Source organism: Nitrospira sp. (genome assembly GCA_037045225.1).
Classification (GTDB): domain Bacteria; phylum Nitrospirota; class Nitrospiria; order Nitrospirales; family Nitrospiraceae; genus Nitrospira_A.
The window spans coordinates 1,154,764-1,174,577 of the sequence record JBAOHZ010000009.1 but is presented as its reverse complement, the minus strand read 5'-3'; the positions used below and the strand labels follow the sequence as shown (position 1 = coordinate 1,174,577).

11 protein-coding genes are annotated in these 19,814 nt (G+C 59.8%); 7 read left to right on the top strand and 4 right to left on the bottom strand.

Translation table 11 applies throughout. From position 1 onward, the window contains the following. Positions 1 to 153 precede the first annotated feature (153 nt). From V9G17_06130 to V9G17_06120, 3 genes are all read left to right on the top strand, one after another. A complete protein-coding gene (locus tag V9G17_06130) occupies positions 154 to 2,187 on the top strand; it encodes an ATP-binding protein (GenBank protein MEI2752163.1) in 2,034 nt (677 codons plus the stop codon). Beyond that, complete coding sequence (locus tag V9G17_06125; protein MEI2752162.1) at positions 2,163 to 3,590, top strand: sigma-54 dependent transcriptional regulator; 1,428 nt, start codon at positions 2,163 to 2,165, stop codon at positions 3,588 to 3,590. Before V9G17_06130 ends, V9G17_06125 begins: the two co-directional genes overlap by 25 nt. A gap of 570 nt (positions 3,591 to 4,160) precedes the next feature. Next, complete coding sequence (locus tag V9G17_06120) at positions 4,161 to 9,044, top strand: multicopper oxidase domain-containing protein (GenBank protein MEI2752161.1); 4,884 nt, start codon at positions 4,161 to 4,163, stop codon at positions 9,042 to 9,044. 384 nt (positions 9,045 to 9,428) lie between these two features. Here V9G17_06120 and V9G17_06115 read toward each other — a convergent pair whose 3' ends face one another. Further along, a complete protein-coding gene (locus tag V9G17_06115; GenBank protein MEI2752160.1) occupies positions 9,429 to 10,190 on the bottom strand; it encodes a DsbA family protein in 762 nt (253 codons plus the stop codon). A gap of 147 nt (positions 10,191 to 10,337) precedes the next feature. Continuing rightward, on the bottom strand, positions 10,338 to 10,631 hold the full coding sequence (locus V9G17_06110; GenBank protein MEI2752159.1) for a hypothetical protein: 294 nt from the start codon (positions 10,629 to 10,631) through the stop codon (positions 10,338 to 10,340). 157 nt (positions 10,632 to 10,788) lie between these two features. Between V9G17_06110 and V9G17_06105 the strand changes: the two genes are divergently transcribed. The 4 genes from V9G17_06105 to V9G17_06090 all read left to right on the top strand — a co-directional run bounded on the left by V9G17_06105 (position 10,789) and on the right by V9G17_06090 (position 16,293). Further along, positions 10,789 to 12,000, top strand: a complete 1,212-nt coding sequence (locus V9G17_06105; protein MEI2752158.1) for an acetate/propionate family kinase — start codon at positions 10,789 to 10,791, stop codon at positions 11,998 to 12,000. A gap of 86 nt (positions 12,001 to 12,086) precedes the next feature. Then, entirely contained in the window at positions 12,087 to 14,462 is a 2,376-nt protein-coding gene (locus tag V9G17_06100; protein ID MEI2752157.1) for a phosphoketolase family protein, read from the top strand. Positions 14,463 to 14,465: 3 nt separating this feature from the next. After that, a complete protein-coding gene (locus V9G17_06095; protein ID MEI2752156.1) occupies positions 14,466 to 15,149 on the top strand; it encodes an HAD family hydrolase in 684 nt (227 codons plus the stop codon). Between the two features lie 82 nt (positions 15,150 to 15,231). Beyond that, positions 15,232 to 16,293 (top strand): aldo/keto reductase, encoded by a 1,062-nt coding sequence (locus tag V9G17_06090; protein ID MEI2752155.1) that lies wholly within the window; start codon positions 15,232 to 15,234, stop codon positions 16,291 to 16,293. Between the two features lie 93 nt (positions 16,294 to 16,386). On the opposite strand, the gene V9G17_06085 is transcribed toward V9G17_06090, so the two are convergent. Continuing rightward, the gene (locus V9G17_06085) at positions 16,387 to 17,973 is read right to left on the bottom strand and encodes a hypothetical protein (GenBank protein MEI2752154.1); all 1,587 of its coding nucleotides are present in this window, start codon (positions 17,971 to 17,973) and stop codon (positions 16,387 to 16,389) included. 433 nt (positions 17,974 to 18,406) lie between these two features. Next, positions 18,407 to 19,696, bottom strand: a complete 1,290-nt coding sequence (locus tag V9G17_06080; protein MEI2752153.1) for a hypothetical protein — start codon at positions 19,694 to 19,696, stop codon at positions 18,407 to 18,409. Between the last annotated feature and the right edge of the window lie 118 nt (positions 19,697 to 19,814).

Here is a 19,814-nt window from a genome sequence, read left to right as displayed (position 1 = left end):
GCCCAGGCGCATGACAAGCAGTCGGTCGCCACGCTCGAAACGGCACCGAGAGACTTTCATATGTGCGCAGCCCGGCGGCGGCCACGATGTCGTCGCGGAGGCCGGTGGCGTTTTCTTTCGCCGGTTGTTTACAATGTCTCGCAGGAGACCGGCGTGACGATTCGTACCATCAAAGGCCGCATTGTGCTCGCCATCGTGCTGGTGGGCTGTATTCCGCTGGTGATCGGCTTGGTGCTGGCGTCGATGTCCGGCATGCGTTCCCTTCGCGATGTGATCGGCGGAAATTTTCAGGCGATTGCCGAACAGGCCGCCGATCGTCTGACCATGCTCGTCCAGAGCGAAGTGCAGGGGGTACGGCTGCTCGCCTCCGCGCCGTTACGGGTTCGCCAGCCGGTCGAAGCGGCGAACCTCTCGTACAAAGGCGACTGGCCCGAGACGCAGCGGTTGATTCAGGAGCGTGCGAAGGAGTGGGAGAAAGGGCGTGATAGTGCTGCCGGCCTGCTGAATTCGGAATTGTCCCGCTTCCTTCTGGAGACGAAAGTCCGCGACGGCGACAAGATGGTGGGGCTGCTGATCACCGACCGCTATGGGGCATTGGTTGCAGCCAGTTCGGAACCGGACCATTATTTCCTCAGCCAGGAACCCTGGTGGGAGGCCTTGCAGGCCGGGGGGCTAGACCGGGTCTATGTCAGCGGGTTGATCCCCGGGCAGGAAGGATCCTTCCGCTCGCCGGAAGAAACCATCGATATCGCGGTCCCCATCCTGGACGACCACCAGCATACGGTCATCGGCGCCATCAAGGCGTCCTACCGATTCGATTCCCTCTTTGCGATGATCAAAGAAATCCGTATCGGGCAGACCGGCCATGCCATGTTGTTCGATGCCGCCGGTCAGCCGCTCGTCTGTCCCATCCTTCCGCGGCGTGCGCATCGAATTCCCAGTCAATTGATGGCCATGATCGTCTCATCAGATCCCGGCTGGGGGATCGCCGAGGACGACGGCCATGGTGCGACCGATACGGTGGTGGGGTATGCGCCGGTGACGGGGCTGAGTCTTCCGGATAACTCCTGGCACGTCTTCGTGCGGCAACAACCGGAGGAAACCTATGCGCCGATTCGTGACCAGCTGCGGAATCTGGCGTTGATCGGTGTGGTGATGTTGTGTCTGCTCTGGGCCATGGGGCGGTATGTCGCGGCACGGATCGCCCGCCCGATTCAGGTTCTGAAGTCGGGCGTGGAGGCCATCAGCCAGGGCACGTACGACGGTCCGCTCGACATCAAGACAGGGGATGAGTTCGAGGAACTTGCCATCGCCGTGCATCGGATGGCGGACCGGCTGCAATCCTCGCGAACCGAGCTGGAATCGCTGAACGCGGAATTGGTGCATCGGGTGGAGGAGAAGACCGCGGAGATTACCTGCCAGATGCGAAAACTGGAGTTGTCCGAACGCCTGGCCACGCTCGGCAAAGTCGCCAGCGGCATCGCCCACGAGATCAATAATCCGCTCGGCATCATATTGAACCGGATTGAATGCATGGAGGCCGATGCCATGCAGGCCGGTATGCCGGAGGAGGTGGGGCGGGATCTGGCGACGATCCGAACGCAGGCGGCACGGATTTCCCGGGTCACACGCAGTATTCTGACGTTCTCCCGCGGCACCGTTTCGATGTTGAAGCCTCTGGATCTCAACTGTGTGGCGCGCACCTGTGTCGCGATGGCGGGTGAACGGGTGGCGGCGCTGGCGGTCCGGATCGATGCGCAATTGTCGCCCGAAGTATCACCGGTGATGGGCGACCGCGATCGCCTGGAAACGGTTCTGCTCAACCTGATCAACAATGCGATCGATGCAGTCGGTGGATCCGATGCTCAAGGGATCATCACGGTGAGCACCGCGCGGGTGCCGATTGATGGAGACGAATGGGTCCGGATCAGCGTGTCCGATAACGGGCCCGGTGTGCCGACCGAGATCCTCGATCGCATCTTCGATCCGTTCTTTACCACCAAGCCGGCCGGTCAGGGGACCGGACTCGGTCTGTTCCTGAGTTATGGAATTGTCTCGGACCATCGAGGCCGTATTGAAGTGCGGAACAACGCCGTCGGCGCCGTCTTCGATGTGTACTTGCCTGCGGTGGCATTCGGGAATCGGGTTCATGAGGGAGCATCATGGGGATTGCAGGAAAAATCCTGATCGTCGATGACGAACAGGATGCGCTGGAGAATTGCCGCCGGATTTTGAGTCGTGTGCCGTATGACTGTCTCACCGAGTGTGATCCCGCCCGTGCGCTCGATGTCATTGAGCGTGAGCGGCCCGGCTTGATCCTCACGGATTTGCGCATGCCTGAGCTCGACGGGATTGAGGTGCTGGCGGCGGCCAAACGGCTCGACCCGTCGGTGCAGGTGGTGTTGCTGACGGCTCACGCCACCGTGCAGACGGCGGTCACGTCGATGCGGTACGGCGCCTTCGACTATATTACCAAGCCGTTTACGAGCGCGGACCTGGTGTCGGTTGCGCGTCGTGCGTTCGGGGAGGACGGGGTGGGATGTGCCGTCGGGGCAGGGCCCGCCGGAACACCCAAGTCGCTCGAAGCTCCCGGGCAGGTTCGTCCCGGGAAGCGGACCGGCCTCTCACGAGTCATCGGTGAGAGCCTGGCCATGCAATCGGTATTCACTCTGATTGAAAAGGTCGCCCCCACCCATTCCAATGTGCTGGTGTATGGAGAAAGCGGAACGGGAAAAGAATTGGTCGCGCGCGCCATTCACGATGCCAGTCTGCGGGCGGACCGCCCCTTCATTCCGGTGGACTGTGTGTCGCTGCCCGATACCCTGCTGGAATCCGAATTGTTCGGCCATGAGAAGGGGGCGTTTACGGGAGCCCATGTCTCGAAGCCCGGCCTCTTTGAAGTGGCGGCCGGTGGAACCGTTTTCCTCGATGAAGTCAGCGGCATGAGTCAAACCTTGCAGTCCCGACTGTTGCGGGTGTTGCAGGAACGGCAGATGCGGCGGGTGGGCGGCATTCGGTTTCTGGAGGTGGATGTGCGGGTGATTGCGGCGTCCAACCAGGATCTGGAATCGGCCTGTCGCCGGGGTGAGTTCCGCGAGGATCTGTATTACCGGCTGAACGTCATCCCCATTGTGCTGCCGCCCTTGCGGACTCGCGAGGGGGATATTCTCCTCCTGGCGCGAGAGTTTCTGCGGCGGTTCATGAAACAGCAGCGGCTGGGCCTGGCGTTCGTGCCGGAGTTGGATCCTTCGGCGACGGATCTGTTGTGTGGATACTCCTGGCCGGGGAATGTACGGGAGCTGCAAAACGTCATTGAGCGGGCTGCGGTGCTGGCCGATGGGCCGATCATCACGAGCGCGCACTTGCCCGATCGTGTGCGGGAGTGCGGAGGCGAGGAATCAGCCTCCGGCGAAGCCGGCTCCTTCAAACATGCCAAGCAGGCGGCCGTGACGACGTTTGAGCGCAGTTTTTTGATCGATCTCCTCAAGCGTCACGACGGCCACATGGGGCGGGCGGCGCGGGAATCCGGCGTCGATCGAAAGACGATCGAACGCATGGTCAAGAAGCACGGCCTGCGCGAGCTGTTCTAGCCAAGACTCTTCATGATTCCATGCTCCGGCGTCCGATTCTCTCGTCCGGCGAGGCTCACCGTACGGTCTCAGTATGATTGCCTGCTCGCGAGGGACCGATACCGATCACTCACCGTTTCCCATCACGCCTTCACCGTGTCTGTTCACGGTGTGATGAATGCCGCTCCATCCGCCCCGATGAATGGGGCGTCGAAGTCCCATTGAGACAAACTTTTCTGACACGTCACATTCGCTTCTAAATTCAATCTCTTTTCGTCTCGCACTCATTTTTGATGGGGCGCTTGCGCCCCATTCGTGTGAGCGACCGCCCCTTCGTTGCCTGAAATTCCCAAGGAAAAGTGTGCTTTTTTGACGTTGATCTTGCTGGAACGGGAGTTGCTACTAGGGTGCTCGTCTTTATACGTGCAGTGGGGGACGCGCCATCGTGGCAGTGATCGCGAGCAAGGTAGTGGAAGACGATGGACCGGCCTCCGGAGTTTTCCACTCCATGAGGTGCAGGTCCCCATGGACCTGCACCGCTCGCGGCAGTCTCGTGGTGCGGTGTTTATGGTTTCAAGAGGAGGTAGGTCAATGAGATCGGTACGAAGCGGGCCGAAGAAGTACAGTCAGCGAAGGTCCCGGGCAGCCTGGAAGTATCTGCTGGGGGCGATGCTCCCGACAGTCTGCATCGGGGCGTTCCACGTCGCGTCGGCGGAGCCGACCGACTTGCATGTCGCGGCGCACAATCAGCCGGCTTGGGCGGAGCAGCTCAAGGGGCAGACCATTGTCGAGGATGCCAAGGAAGGGCACGTCGAGCGGACGGCCATGATGGAGCGGCAACACCAGCGCATCATGGAAAAGATCAACGAGCAAATGGTGCATGACGCCGAGGTGCAGCGGACCGGCGGCCAGTACAATAACATCAACATGATGCACCAGTACGGTGCGGGTAATCAGGACATCCTTCTGATGTCCAATCCTTCCGCCGAGCCCGTGTCGATTGGCGGCGGACGCTGCCCGGTCACTGCCCCGGTGCGCTCGTACGACGTCTCTGCGATCAACGTCGAGATCACGCTGAACATGTGGCTCGATTTTTATCCCGGCTATATGTACGTGCTGACGGAAAACATCGACAAGGTTCGCGCGGAAGAAACGAAGAACAAAGAAGCGCGTGACGTGGAAGGCTACAACCCGGGCGCGGTGATGAACGGGTTGCAGAATCAATGGATTCAGCCGTTGGTCCTTCGCGGCAACCAGGGTGATTGCGTCAAGCTCACGCTCCGCAATGCGCTGGAGGGCACGGAAGAGGTCAGTCTCAATATTCACGGCTCCAGCATGGTGATGGCGGCCACGGGTCAGCCGGCCAGCACCACCAATCCGGACAGCATTGCCGGACCGGGAAAGGCCGTGGACATGGAATGGTATATTCCGCCTACGCAGCAGGAGGGGAGCCGCCAGTTCCATTCGTACAGCAACGACCGCGAATTGACCGTGATGGGCCTCTTCGGGTCGTTTGTGATCGAACCGAAAGGCTCGGAGTATCTGGAGCCGTTGGGCACCGGGGATCCTCAGCCCACCAAGAGCGGCTGGCAGGCGATTATTAAGAATGGAACCGGCCCGGACTTTCGTGAGTTCGTGCTGTTTTATCACGAGGTCGGCGATGAAGCGTTCCGCCCATTGAATAAGAAGGGCGACTTCATTCCGCAACGCGATCCGTTGACCGACGTCTATCGCCCGGTGGCCCGCGCGTTGAACTACCGCAGCGAGCCGTTCGGCGTGGACAACATGCAGACACAGCATGAATATTTCGGCTTCGAAGACGAGTCGATGGCCTACAGCGCCTACACGTTTGGCGATCCAGCCACGACCATTCCGCGCAGCTATCTCGGTGACCCGGCCAAGTTCCGGTTGGTGCACGGTGGGTCGGAAGTGTTCCATTCCCATCATCCGCACGGAGGGTCAATCCGTTGGCCGCGCAGCCCGCGGGCGATCGATGAAATGCCGCTCTGGCACACGGCGAAGAACGGCCCGGTGAAATATCCGGTGATCCGGACGAAGTCCGATCGGGTGGATGTGGAAGTGATCGGTCCGTCGGAGACGATGGACTTGGAAACCGAGTGCGGATCAGGTCTCTGCCAGCAGCTGGCCGGAGACTTCCTGTTCCATTGCCACGTGGCCCATCACTACATCGCGGGGATGTGGGGCTACTGGCGCGTGTACAACACCATTCAGCAGGGCGCGAACCACAACGATGTGATGCCGGACCTGTTGGAGTTGCCGGACCGGAAGGGCCGGATCAAGGTGGGTGTCACCTCCGACGAGTTGATCGGCAAGACGGTCGATTGGTTCGGCAAGCAATTCACGATCATCGAGAAGGGCAAGACCGATTGGAAGGCGACCCCGGCTCTAGTGACTGTGAAGGACTGGGTCGAGATGCAGTTTCCGCCGCAGGGCTTGCCTGGTCACAAAAAAGATGAGCGTGAGCAGACCAAGTCGTACGACGCCAGTGTGCTGAACTGGGGTTGGCAGGGCCATCGCGCCATGACCGAGCCTGAAAACACGGTGCCGAATCCGCGCTATCAGTCGGCGCATCCGAACGAGCGACTCCCGATCGTCTTCGAACCGACGACCGGGAAAGTGTCCTGGCCGCATTTGAAGCCGCATTTCGGTCGCCGGGTGCCGTTCTCCAAAGGCCACAATCCTTCCCCGTGGCTAGAGATGATCCATCTGGAAGAGGACGGGTTGCCGAGTTCCTACCCGGCCAAGCCGGGAGAAAACGGGCGATGGAGCCTGTGCCCGGAAAATGCCGGTTCGAAAAAATACAACGTGCACTTCATTCACACGCCGATGATGTTGGCCGATAAGCAGGGCAACACGCCGGCGATTATGGATGAAGGCGGGTTGATCTATGTGTTGCACGAAGAAGAAGCCGCCGTTCGGAAGAACAACGACCTGAAGTTTCCGTTGGTCGTGCGGTCCAACATCTACGATTGCGTCGATTGGATGTTGACCAGCGAATGGGATGACGATGACTTCTCGAATTTTCATGCGTCGAAGGTCAATACCCATTGGCATTTCCTGCAGTTCGACAACCAGTCGTCGGACGGCGTGATCACCGGCTTCTCGAACGAACAGTCGGTGCGTCCGTTTACCATGCTGGAGAAGAAGACCGACAAGGGGTTGCCCTTGCCCTTGAACACCACCTTCACCAAGGCGGCGAAGAAGGGGGAGCGAGTCATTACCGTCAAGAACGCGGCGCAGTATCATCCGGAGATCGAAATCCTGATCGGCGCGGACAATGTCGGCGGGAATGAAGTCGGCCGGATCAAGTCGATTAAGGGGAATGAGATCACCCTGGTGCGCCCCTTGAAGAACGACCATCCGGTGAAGGATATCGTGACGGTTGAGTTCGTTCGGCAGCGGTTCTGGGTCGACTCCGATGTGGGCACGGTGTTCTGGCACGATCATGCGTTGGGCCGAATTACCTGGGGCCACGGCGGATTCGGCACGATGATCGTGGAGCCGGTCGGTTCGACGTATCACAATCCCAAGACCGGAGCGCCGATCCGGAGCGGTCCGTTGGCGGACATCCGCACCGCGGAGCCTGTGGGCTACGGGGTGAACGGCAGCTTCCGTGAGTTGCTCGTGCAGTTGAACGACAGTGTGCCGCACACGATCAATATCGTGACGGCCGGTAATCCTCCGGGGCAGCCGGTTGAGGTGGCGCTGGAAGCGGGCAAGACGATTTCCTTCCCGATTCCTGACCATATCAAGATGACGCCGATGCCGTTCCTGAACGGCGGCACGCATACGACGGGCGGCAGCCTGAACTTCCGGGCGGAGCCGATCTCCGGCCGTATGGCGGCCAATCCGGATATGTCGAAACTCTTCAGCAGCGCTGTGCACGGCGATCCATACACGCCGATGGTACGCGCGTACCTGGGCGATACGGTGGTCTTCCGGTTGTTGCAGACCATGACCAATGAAAGCATGGTCTGGACGCTCTCCGGACATACCTATCTGACTGAGCGGTATGCCGGTGACGCGAATCGGAAGAACTCGATCCATGTCGGCATTGCCGAGCGGTACGACTTGGTGGTGCCGCAGGCGGGCGGACCGAGACTGCAGGCGGGCGACTACATCCACTTCAACGGACGTTCGTCCAAGTTCTCGGAAGGTGCCTGGGGCATCTTGCGGGTTCTCGATAAGGATGTGTCGGATCTGCAGAAGTTGCCGGCCGGGTACAGCGGCCGCAATGAAATTCCCAAATCGTTGGCCGTGTGTCCTGCCGAGGCCCCGGTGAAGAATTTCAACGTCGTGGCGATCGATTTCCCGTCCATGAAGTTGAACCCGAAAGCACCGGATGCTATCGAGGTCGACTTCGAGCGGACGATTCAGATGGTCAATCCCGATGCCAAGATCTACACCTTGGAAGAGGATGTGTCGGCCGTGGCGTCCGGTGTGCAACCGATGCCTCTGACGTTGCGCGCCAACGTCGGGGACTGTCTCAAGGTCAAGTTGACCAACAAGATGAAGCAGGGTCGGGCGTCTTTCTCGGCGCTGGGCCTGGCGTTCGATCCGAAGGATTCCCTGGGTGCGAACGTCGGCAATAATCCGGGCGAGCAAACGGTTGCTCCGGGTGAGAGCCGTACGTACACGTACTACGCCGATCCGTTCATCGGGGAGACTGCCTCCCTGGTGTGGGATTGGGGGAATGTGATGACCAATCCGCGTAATGGACTCTACGGCGGTATCGTGATCGGGCCGAAGGGGGCCACGTATCGCGATCCGAAGACGGGTGCGGATATTTCTACGAAGAACAGCTGGGTCGCCGACGTGATTGTGGATCGGACGATTCAGGGGTATGAACATCGCCAGAACTACCGCGATGTGGCCCTGTTCTTCCAGGATGAAGACAACATCATCGGGACGAGCTTCATGCCCTACGTGCAAAACACGGCGGGTCTGACGGCCGTCAACTACCGCTCGGAACCGTATAAGTTCCGGGAGTCCAACGGTTGCACGTTGGGCAAGGTCTTCCAGCCTTGCTCGGTCGATAAACCCGAGAGCATTGCGACGCCGCTCATCGAGGCGCATGCCGGAGATCCGGTGCGCATCCATGTGTTCGGGGCGAGCAATGAGCAGAACGGGATGTTCAGCGTTGAGAAGCATGAGTGGCCGATCGAGCCGTTCATGCGCGGTGCCGACCAGATCAGCGTCGTGGAGTTCTCCGCGTCGGAGACCCTCGATGCGTTCATTCCGGCGGCCGGCGGAAGCTTCCGCCTCCCGGGTGACTATGTCTGGAGCAACCAACGGTTGCCCTACGCCCAATCAGGGCAGTGGGGATTGATGAAGGTGTTGCCGCATGACGATCAACGGATCCTCCCGTTGAGTCAGCAGGCGCCTTCCATCAAGCGGGCGGGGCTCGAGTCGGGAGATCCCACTGTCTCCCGAACCTCGAATCCAACTCGATAGTGGTGAGGAGGCGGCATCACCTTCCGTAAGTGCCGCCAATGGATGCAGTGCCGGTCCTAATCACCAAGACTGCGGGAGAGCCAAGGGGCTCTCCCGCAGTTGCGTGTAGCAGGATGCGGAAAAAGTCCGCCAGCGGCGGCCTTTGGACCCGTGAAGCGTGAAGCGTATCTCGTCTGGGGAAGCGTGTACGGCTCGTGGCGTACAACTGAGAGTAGAGACGCCCCCTCTCGATTTCCCGCCATACGGGCGCATCAGTCGATCATGCGCATTGCGCCTCAATCGAGCCAATTCGCAGCCTGTTAGGGTCTGAGCGCGTTCCCGTCTGGTTTCGATAGGTCTTCTCTGTTCCCGTCACATATCAGACAATCAGGCGGGCGCAGGCAATCACTGCTTGCGCTTGTGAGCCACCAATTCCTGGAGCATTTTCAGATCTAAGGCGCCGGGCACGAGATCGTGGCCGACGATGAAGGCCGGCGTGCCTGTGATGCCGAGGGTTTTGGCGAGGGCGCGATTGCGTTCGATGATCGGTTGCCATTCCGGTCGTGTCATGTCCTCATCGAGTCGATGCACGTCTATGCCGGCTTCTTGCGCGATATGGAAGAGGTGCTCTTTGGTGAGATCGTCTTTCGTCGCCAGCAAGGCCTCATGAAAAGCCTGGTGTTTGCCCTGCAGATTTGAGGCGAGTGCCGCCTTAGCCGCCAATTCAGAGGTCTCTCCAAGAATCGGAAAGTCTTTGTAGACGACACGCACCCTTGTGTCGCTCTGCTGGAGTTGAGTCAAGGCCGAGGCCGCGCGTTTGCAATACCCGCAGCGATAGTCGAAGAACTCCACCACGGTCACATCCCCGGCTGGATTTCCACTCACCGGCGAGTCCGGATCATGGAGCAGCTCCTGCTGATGTGCGGCAAGGGCAGTTTTCTGTCGTTCTTGTTCTTCTGCCGCGCGTTTATTTTCCAGCGACTGGAGGGATTGCTCGATGACTTCGGGATGGCTTCGAATGTACTGCTCGATCAGTCGTTCCAGCGCCTGTGTGGTGACTGCGTCACCGGTCGGTTCAGCTGCCCGGGCCTCGATGGGCGAGTAGAGGGTGTACGCGAGAAGTGCGAAGACGAGGGAAGGGAGAAGTCGATCGCTGCCCGGGTTCATGCGGCCTCCGTTTCAGATGAGGGTGAAGGTATGTCCTCGATGAGAGAATGGGCGGCATTATACAAGAATCTCCCGTCTGAGAAACCGACGGAGCCTGTAGGGTGATTTGGGCGTGTCGCAGGGGAGCGGCGCGGTGGTCAGATCCGGTCAGTTGGCCGGGTCGACTGGCAATTTGGTGATCTTGATCAACCGGTTTTCCTCATCCAGCTCAAAACTCACATGGTCGCCGATGCCGAGGCCTTGCAAGAGGCGACGGTTGATGAGCGGGAGGGCTTGTGATTCTCCTGAGGGCATTTGAATGGTGATGGTCAGGGCTTCCTGATCGATCGAGAGAATCGTACCGCCCAGTAGGACGACCTCTCTCGTCGGATCGGCGGCAAAACCGAAATGTGCCGGATACGTAAGGAGCAGGAGGAGTGTGGCTAGAATGTGTAGGATCATGCTCCTACGATAGCCGATTTCAGTGCCGCTCGAAACTAGTACTCTTCCCTGGCGCGCGTGGGCAGAATACCTACGATGCAGTCAGGGAACACTGTGGATTTTCGGTTGCACTGAACTCATTCTCGCTCTATCTTGACGTGTAGAGGATCGAGCAACGATGACTGAATCTGGAAACACCTCTCCCGCAGTCCTCACCCTCAACGCCGGATCATCCAGCGTCAAGTGGGCCTTGTTTCGTCTTGGAGCCGTGTCGGTTCGGACGGCGACGGGACACATTGAGCGCATCGGGCTTCCGGATGGGATCGTCACCGTCACCGATGTCGTAACCGGACAGCAGGAGCGGCGAGTTGTGCCTGTGCCGAACCACGTGGCTTCTGTCCGGGTTCTTCGTGATCAACTCGCGCAGCGCAGCAAGGGATTGTCCATTCAGGCGATCGGTCATCGGGTGGTGCATGGCGGAAGTCGTTACGCAGACCCCCAGGTGATATCCACCGAGGTGATGGAGGAGTTGCGGCGGCTGAGCCCCTACGACCCGGAACATCTTCCGGCCGAGATTACCTTGATCGAAGCATTCGCCACCGAATATCCGCAGGTGCCGCAAGTGGCTTGTTTTGATACAGGCTTCCATCAGCATCTGCCGCCGACGGCGCGTCTCCTGGCGATTCCTCGCCGGTATGAAAAACTGGGTATCAGACGTTACGGATTTCACGGGCTCTCCTATGCCTATCTCATGGAGGAGCTGGAGCGGGTCGCCGGCCGTGACGCGGCTCGCGGCAAGGTGATCCTCGCCCATCTGGGAAATGGCGCCAGTCTGGCCGCAGTGCGAGACGGCGTCAGTATCGATACGAGCATGGGTTTTACTCCGACTTCCGGTCTGCCGATGAGCACGAGGTCCGGCGATCTGGATCCGGGTCTTGTTTCGTATCTGGCCAGGACCGAAGGCATGACGGCGGAACAGTTTCATCACATGGTCAACGCGCAATCCGGTTTGCTGGGGCTGTCGGAGACCAGCCCGGACCTTCGCGATCTGTTGGCTCAGGAGGACCACGATCCCCGTGCGGCCGAGGCCGTGGCCTTGTTTTGTTACCAGGGGAAAAAGTGGATCGGGGCCTATGCGGCGGCACTCGGCGGGGTTGACCAGGTAGTGTTCAGCGGCGGCATCGGGGAACATGCCGCCGTCGTGCGTGCGCGGATGTGTGAAGGCCTGGAGTTCCTCGGCATCCGACTGGATCCGCATTGCAACGAGGCCCATGCCGCCGTGATTTCAAGCCCGGCGAGTCGCGTGACCGTGCGGGTGATCCGTACCGACGAAGAACGTCAGATTGCGCAATCGGTGTGCCGATTGCTGGCATTAAATGTGGGCTGTTGACGATGCCGGACGGTTGCCCTGCCGGTCGTGGGCGGCCGGTTGTGAGTGAGTGGTCACGGACAGTCCAAACCTGAGAAAGGGAACCCATGAATCAGACGACGCAGGCGAATCGGCCGCTGAGCCCCGAGTTGGCACAACGGATTCATGCCTACTGGCGAGCGGCGAACTATCTTTCGGTCGGACAGATTTATCTGTTCGACAATCCGCTGCTGAAACAGCCGTTGAAACGGGAGCATATCAAACCGCGCTTGCTCGGCCATTGGGGGACGACGCCCGGGTTGAATTTTATTTACGCCCATCTCAATCGCATCATCAAGGCCAGGGATCTTTCAGTGCTGTACATCGCGGGGCCCGGGCACGGCGGTCCTGGCCTGGTTGCAAATGTCTACCTCGAAGGCACCTACAGCGAGGTGTATCCGAACATCTCGCGGGACGAAGCCGGGTTACAGCGCCTGTTTAAACAGTTTTCGTTTCCCGGGGGCATCCCGAGCCACGTCGCGCCGGAAACGCCCGGCTCTATTCATGAGGGCGGTGAGTTAGGCTATTCCCTGGCCCATGCCTATGGAGCGGCCTTCGACCATCCCGAGTTGTTGGTGGCGTGTGTGATCGGAGACGGGGAGGCCGAAACCGGTCCGCTTGCGGGAAGCTGGCATGGGAACAAGTTTCTGAACCCTGTGCGGGACGGGGCCGTGCTGCCGATTCTGCATTTGAACGGGTACAAGATCGCCGGTCCGACCGTGCTGGCACGCATGCCGCCGGACGAGCTGAAATCCCTGTTGATCGGGTACGGCCATCAGCCGTTTTTCGTTGAAGGGGATGATCCGGCTACGATGCATCAATTGATGGCGTCCACCCTGGACGAAATCGTCGCGACGATCCATCGGATACAACAGGAGGCCCGGTCCAAGGGATTTACCGGCCGGCCACGTTGGCCCATGATCGTCTTGCGGACTCCCAAGGGCTGGACCGGACCCAAGGAGGTAGACGGGAAACCGACGGAAGGAACATTCCGCTCCCATCAGGTGCCGATGGGAGAGATGGACAAGCCCGGGCATGTCGAGTTGTTGGAAGCATGGCTCAAGAGTTATCGGCCCGAAGAGTTATTCGATAAAGCGGGGAGGTTGATGCCGGAATTGGCCGACCTGGCGCCGACCGGGGAGCGACGAATGGGTGCCATTGCCTGCGCGAACGGCGGCGGCATTCTCCGTGACCTTCGACTGCCGGACTTCCGCCAGTATGCGGTGCCGGTGGTGAAGCCCGGCGTCGCGGAGGCCGAAGCGACCAGGGTGCAGGGACTATTTCTGCGCGATGTCCTGAAGGTGAACCCGCACAACTTTCGGCTGTTCGGACCGGACGAGACGGCGTCCAACCGTTGGGGCGCGGCGTTTGAAGTGACCGATCGCTGTTCGACGGAGCAGATCCTTCCCACCGACGAACATGTGGCGCACGACGGGCGCGTCATGGAGATCTTGAGCGAGCACTTGTGTCAGGGCTGGCTGGAAGGGTATCTCCTGACGGGACGGCACGGGTTTTTGAATTGTTATGAGGCGTTCATTCACATCGTCGATTCCATGTTCAATCAGCATGCGAAGTGGCTCAAGTCCTCGCGCGAGATTGCCTGGCGGCGCCCGATCGCCTCACTCAATTATTTGCTGACCTCGCATGTCTGGCGCCAGGATCACAATGGCTTCAGCCATCAGGATCCCGGCTTCATCGATCATGTGGTGAATAAGAATGCCCATGTGATCCGGGTCTATCTGCCGCCTGATGCGAACACACTGTTGTCCGTGACGGACCACTGTCTGCGCAGTCGCGATTACGTGAACGTGGTGGTGGCCGGCAAACAACCGTCTCCGCAATGGCTGGATATGGACGCCGCCGTGCTGCATTGCACTGCCGGGGTCGGGATCTGGGAATGGGCCAGCAACGACCGTGGCAGCGAGCCCGATGTCGTGATGGCCTGCTGCGGCGACGTGCCGACGATGGAGACCCTGGCCGCGGTGGAAATTCTGCGTGTTGCCCAGCCCAATTTGAAAGTACGCGTGGTCAACGTCGTCGATTTGATGAAGCTACAACCGGAGAGCGAACATCCGCACGGGATGTCCGATAAGGAATTCGACGCGCTGTTCACGACCGACAAGCCGGTCATCTTCGCCTTCCATGGGTATCCGTGGTTGATCCATCGCCTCACCTATCGCCGGACCAACCATAACAACCTGCATGTCCGTGGTTACAAAGAAGAAGGCACGACGACGACGCCATTCGACATGGTCGTGTTGAACGATCTGGATCGGTTCCATCTGGTGTCCGATGTCGTGGACCGCGTGCCTCAGCTCGGAGCGCGTGCCGCTTATCTGAAGCAGGAGATGCGCGACAAGCGCATGCAGCACAAGGCGTATATCCTGACGCACGGAACCGATATGCCGGAGATCAAAAACTGGAAGTGGAGCGGGAGGCGATAGGCCATGATCTCGCCCACGGTTGTCGTACTGTTCGATGTCGACAATACCTTGTTGGATAACGATCAGGTCACGGCTGACCTCAAACAACATTTGGAGCAGGAGGTCGGCCCGGCACATGAACAAGAATATTGGCGCATCCTGGAGGAGCTACGTGAAGAGCTGGGGTATGCGGATTATCTCGGCGCGCTCCAGCGGTATCGCCTGGCCTATCCGCACGATTCGCATCTCCTGGCCGTCTCGCGATTTCTGGTGAACTATCCGTTCTCCGATCGGCTGTTTCCGCGAGCCTTGGATGTTGTGCGGCACGCCAGGCAATGGGGCCGGACCGTGATTCTCACCGACGGCGACGCGGTCTTTCAGCCGCTCAAGATCGAACAGTCGGGTATCCTCTCCGCCGTCGAAGAACAGGTCCTCATCTACGTGCATAAGGAACTGGAGCTGAAGGATGTCGAGCAGCGGTATCCTGCCGATCACTATGTGCTGGTCGACGACAAGTTGCGCATCCTGACGGCAGTGAAGGCCCATTGGGGCGCGCGGGTCACGACCGTGTTTCCGCGTCAGGGACACTATGCCACGGATCCTGAGGCGCTGCGGACGTTTCCTGCTGCCGATCTTGCGATCGACCGTATCGCTGATCTGTTAACGGTCGATCATTCGACCCTGTTCCCCGCTGCGGGGCCGCGGTGATGCCGCCGCGCAGCGGGATGATTGTCAATGTCATGGGCTGATCGTAGCCTACACAGTCCACCTCCAGCAGGGCAGGTCTTTGGTGGCGCCCAAGAAGTCAGACACATCGATCTGGTCTCTCTCACTCGATCGTCGCCAACTGTTGAAACGGTTCGGCGTTGCGGGATCGGTGATGGCGCTTGGCGGGGCCGGTCGCGTGGCCGAGCTCATGGCCGCAGAGGCTCCGCCTTCGAGGAGCTCGACGGGTGACATTCCGCGCCGTGCGCTGGGCAAGACCGGCGTGCAGGTGTCGGCGCTCTGTTTCGGCGGAGCCCATTGGGGTCGTATCCAGGATGATGCCGACGCCATCCGGCTGCTGCATACTGCCATCGATGCCGGTGTGAACTTTCTCGACAACGCCTGGGAATACAACGGCGGGCGGTCGGAAGAGCTCATGGGCAAGGCGCTGCGGGGACGGCGGCAGCAGGTCGTGCTCATGAGCAAGGTCTGCTCGCACGGACGTGATAAGACAGTAGCCCTGCAGCAACTCGATGAGTCGCTTCGCCGGTTGAAGACCGACTACCTAGATCTCTGGCAGATTCACGAAGTTGTGTATGAAGACGATCCTGATCGACACTTCGTGCCCAACGGCGGGGCTGAGGCGCTGCTCGAAGCCAAGCGGCAGGGCAAGGTGCGGTTCATCGGCTTCACCGGTCACAAACACCCGCAGATCCATCTCAAGATGCTGGCGCATGAGTTCCCGTTCGATACCTGCCAGTTACCGTTGAATGTCTTTGACGGCACCTACCGGAGCTTCGAGCAGGATGTGTTGCCGATCCTGAATCAACGCGGGATCGCCGCACTCGGTATGAAAAGTCTGACCGGCAATGCGGAGCCCATCAAGCAAGGGATCGTGACGCCGGAAGAAGCGATTCGGTATGTGCTGAGCCTGCCGATTGCCTCGCTCGTCAGCGGCATCGATTCGCCGCACGTCCTCCAACAAAATCTCGACATTGCCCGCCGTTTCACGCCCATGACCCTGGCCGAGATGGATGGCCTGCGCACCAGAGTCGCGCAGTACGCCAGGGATGGCCGGTACGAACTCTTCAAATCCACCAACCGGTACGACGGCCGCATCGGCCGTGAACAGCACGGGATATCCTGAGCTTCCGAGCCTGACTTGTCATCAGCCGTCGCGGCCGGCGCTCGCTGGTCACGAGGCGAGCGCCGGGTTTGTGTTGATTCCGACCTGTTGCTATCAGGCCGTGACCACTTCCTCGACCATTCGCCGGACTCGCCCATCTACGGCCTCTGCGCGAAACCCGCTCTCAGTCAACTTTGCCACGAGTGCGGCCTCCTGGCGGAGTTGCTTGGTTAATGTACTCATCCCTTCTTCGACTCCCGCTCGCATGACCTTTTGCAAGATGTCATCCTGGATAGCCTTGTCCGGAAATGAGAGTTTCGGATTCAGCGGGCCAACTTCCTGCAGCAGGTGTTTGAGTATCCCGCCGGCGACGTATTTTTCGAATGGAAGGTCGATCAACTGGAACCGTTCGAAGAGCATCGGCCATTCCCACTGTGGGATCTTTTCCTTGAAGATCGGCCAATCCAAGATAAATTCGCTCACCGTGCAGCGTGCGGCTCGGAGTCCCAGCACATTGATCGCTTCTTCGCCGAGGCGAGCCAGCGATGCCTGTGGAGACAGTTCCACCATGCGGTCCGACCACAGGATTGACCACCAGGCGGCATGCTTCATTTCCGTCTGCCGAGCCGGGGGCGCCAGCCAGACTCCGCAATTCAGGAAATAGGCATCGATTTTTTTCAGCGCGGCTTGACCAGCCGGTGTTTCATCGAATCCGGCATAGGGCGACGGACTGGTCGCAATACCCGTCAGGTTGATGTCGAACCAGTGATGCCAGGTGGAATCGGCAAGAATTCGTCCGACGTCGACGTTATGGCCGTTGTAGGCTGAGATCACACCAATTTCCTGCCCATGCTTATCGGCGCCCGGGTCCTTAATTTTTCCCCAGGCGATGACCTGCGGAGATTCCTGGTGCCCTGCTTTTGTCGGCCAGCTTAAGTCTCCCGGCGCTGGTGCGGGAGCGAGGGCCTCCCCCTCGTGTTGATGATCCGGTAGGACATCGATCGGCCCGTCTGGCCCACAGAGTACGGGATGTGGCCGATAGCGCCGTGCGAGGACAAACGGGGAGGCAACGGCATAGCGTCGATAGCGAATGGTCTGTGGCCGATCATCTGATTGATCTTCATGGTCGTAGGTAGCACCAGGATCAGGCCCCTCCTCAACAGTGTTGTTCCAGACCGGAGTGGCACTCGTCGGTGCTGGATATTGACGCATCACGCCGGCTCGCGGGATTTGGCCGGCGATCCCTTTGCCGAGATTGTCGTGATCCCCCGTGACGAGGACTCCGCCGAATTTCGGAGCCGCCATGAACTGGGTCAACAGCGTCACCTCGGGAGGAGTCAAGTTTGGAGTCGAGTCATAACCGAAAAACCAGATCTCGTCGTATTTGTTCATGATGTCGAGTGCAGGATCGGTCAGCAGTTTGGCGCCGGCAACGGTCGCAGTGGGATCGCCGCCTGTGCGGTGTGCAAAGTCGAGTGAAAAGTCGACGTAGGAATAGGCGCGAGTCTTCAGCAAGGTGTAGACATACTGAAGGCCGAGGAACGATCCACCGTTGAAGTGCACACTGCCATCCGCGTACATCAGGATCCTGACCTTGGCGGGGTGGCGCCACCAGGGAAAGTGCAGGTCCCAATCGATCACTCCCCACCGACGTCGAATCGACTGCTGAAGTAGTTGCCCATCTGAAAATGAATGTGGCATGGGATCCTCCGTTTTATGCCGAGGCGTTCTTCGCGCGCTCGGGGGTGGTGAAAAAATACGTGCGACGCAGAAACATTGTATTCGCGGTATGCATCGCAGAGTGTCGGTTCTCAGTACCGAGACAGCAAGAACCGCTCCTAACCAGACTGAAGAAAAAATACGCTGTTGGATTAGAGCGTTAACGAGTTTCTGTTCTCGTCCGGGCGCGTGGCGGCGGAATGCTGGGTTTATTGAATCAGATACATCGGCGTATCACTGTCGATACGACATGCTGTCGGCTTGGGTGGTGAAAGAATTCTGTGCGGCTCAACCGAGGTTGGTGATCTATCAATCGGGGACGAAGCTTCTGAATTGTCCAAGGCCAGTGCAGATGGGTATGGCTGAAGGTCTAGACACGAGATAACACTCGCGACATGCGGCCTTGGCTCTTCGATCAGCGGCCTCGACCGCCGCCGTTTCCGTGTGAGTGTCCGCCTCCGCCCCCATGTCCGGCATAGCTGCCGGAAGGGCGTGAGCTGACGGAGGGGCGTTGTTGAGGGATCGATGGTGACGTCTGAATGTTCGGAGGACTGGGGCGCCAGAAATGGTTGGGATGGACCTGATAGGGCTGCGGCTGTGGTGAAGATCGGTGGATCACCGGCGGCACGGCTCGCGGTGAGGGGATGGTCACGATGTCGCCCACTTTGGCAGGCAGCCCCTGTTGGTTGAGCAGGGGAGGCGCGTGACGACTGTGCATGAAAGAGGCAGATGGCACGAGTAACGATCGGCGCGACGCAAGGCCAGGCGCGTGAGGCGGAAGGGTGGGCATCGTGCCGGTCTGCGCCATGATGGACTGTTGTGCACGTGCGAGGTGGCGATGCCGAGGAGAGAGGCGCTGTGCTTGAAGCAGCAAGCCGTTGATGCCGGGTCCTGCCACCCAGGGAGAGGAGTAGAACCCTAGAGTGGGGTAGGCCCAACTCGTCCAGGCTTGTGAGACGAGGGCCGTGGCCTGCAGGTCGTTCAACATCTCATCACGCTGTTGGCTCAGTTGCTGGACCTCGTCCGGCGACGGGGCGGCGGCCAGCGCACGGTTGGTGGCGTCCAGCTGTTCCTGCAGCCGGTCGGTTTCGGCGCGGAGGGCCATGAGTTCGTTGGTGGCGCTGTCGTTTTCCCGCAGGGCGACAATGGCCTGCGCGACTTCATGCGGGTCGATCTCGGCCGTCAGATCGGCACGGATCACGATGCTCTCGTTCTCGACTCTGGTCGTGATGGTCTCCTCCAAGACCTTGACGATGCCTGCCGTGTAACTTCGGATGTCGTCCCGCGTGACGTTCATGTCCCGCACTTCGGTCACGCTCTCCAAATGCGTCGCTACCTGTTCGAGGGCATCTCTCTTGGCGGCTTCAACCGCCAGGCGCACGCCGTCTGCGCGGGTGTCGTAATTCCCCATGCGATATTCGCCGCTGGCGGAGACGGTTTGCACATCGGCGGCCTGCATCGGTGCATCGGCTGCGGGGGGTGTCGGAACAGCGGGAATAGCCGGAGGGAGGTCGAGATCTAAGGACGTCATCCGGTTTCGATACTTCTCCGGCACAGCGTCGAGTTGGTTCGTGAAGTTCCGGACGCCCGCTTCGTCGGTATAGGCGTAGATGGACGCGAGGCTAGTGGGTGCCGTGACGGCCTGGGCAGTGAAGCCCAGTAGGAAGAGCGTCGCGTATGTCAGCGAACTCCGGGAGAGAAACATCGTGATCCCCCGTCTGATTGCCTGTTCAGGATAACACAGCACCAGCCTGGTATTCTGCACGCACGGGGTTGGATATGTTGGCTGGGAGAGGCGGGGTTTTGTCGTCTCTTCGGCGCGC

Coding starts and splice junctions, on each gene's coding strand:
- V9G17_06125 (MEI2752162.1), top strand. CDS start 2,163: ATGGGGATTGCAGGAAAAATCCTGATCGTCGATGACGAACAGGATGCG.
- V9G17_06120 (MEI2752161.1), top strand. CDS start 4,161: ATGAGATCGGTACGAAGCGGGCCGAAGAAGTACAGTCAGCGAAGGTCC.
- V9G17_06115 (MEI2752160.1), bottom strand. CDS start 10,190: ATGAACCCGGGCAGCGATCGACTTCTCCCTTCCCTCGTCTTCGCACTT.
- V9G17_06110 (MEI2752159.1), bottom strand. CDS start 10,631: ATGATCCTACACATTCTAGCCACACTCCTCCTGCTCCTTACGTATCCG.
- V9G17_06105 (MEI2752158.1), top strand. CDS start 10,789: ATGACTGAATCTGGAAACACCTCTCCCGCAGTCCTCACCCTCAACGCC.
- V9G17_06100 (MEI2752157.1), top strand. CDS start 12,087: ATGAATCAGACGACGCAGGCGAATCGGCCGCTGAGCCCCGAGTTGGCA.
- V9G17_06095 (MEI2752156.1), top strand. CDS start 14,466: ATGATCTCGCCCACGGTTGTCGTACTGTTCGATGTCGACAATACCTTG.
- V9G17_06085 (MEI2752154.1), bottom strand. CDS start 17,973: ATGCCACATTCATTTTCAGATGGGCAACTACTTCAGCAGTCGATTCGA.
- V9G17_06080 (MEI2752153.1), bottom strand. CDS start 19,696: ATGTTTCTCTCCCGGAGTTCGCTGACATACGCGACGCTCTTCCTACTG.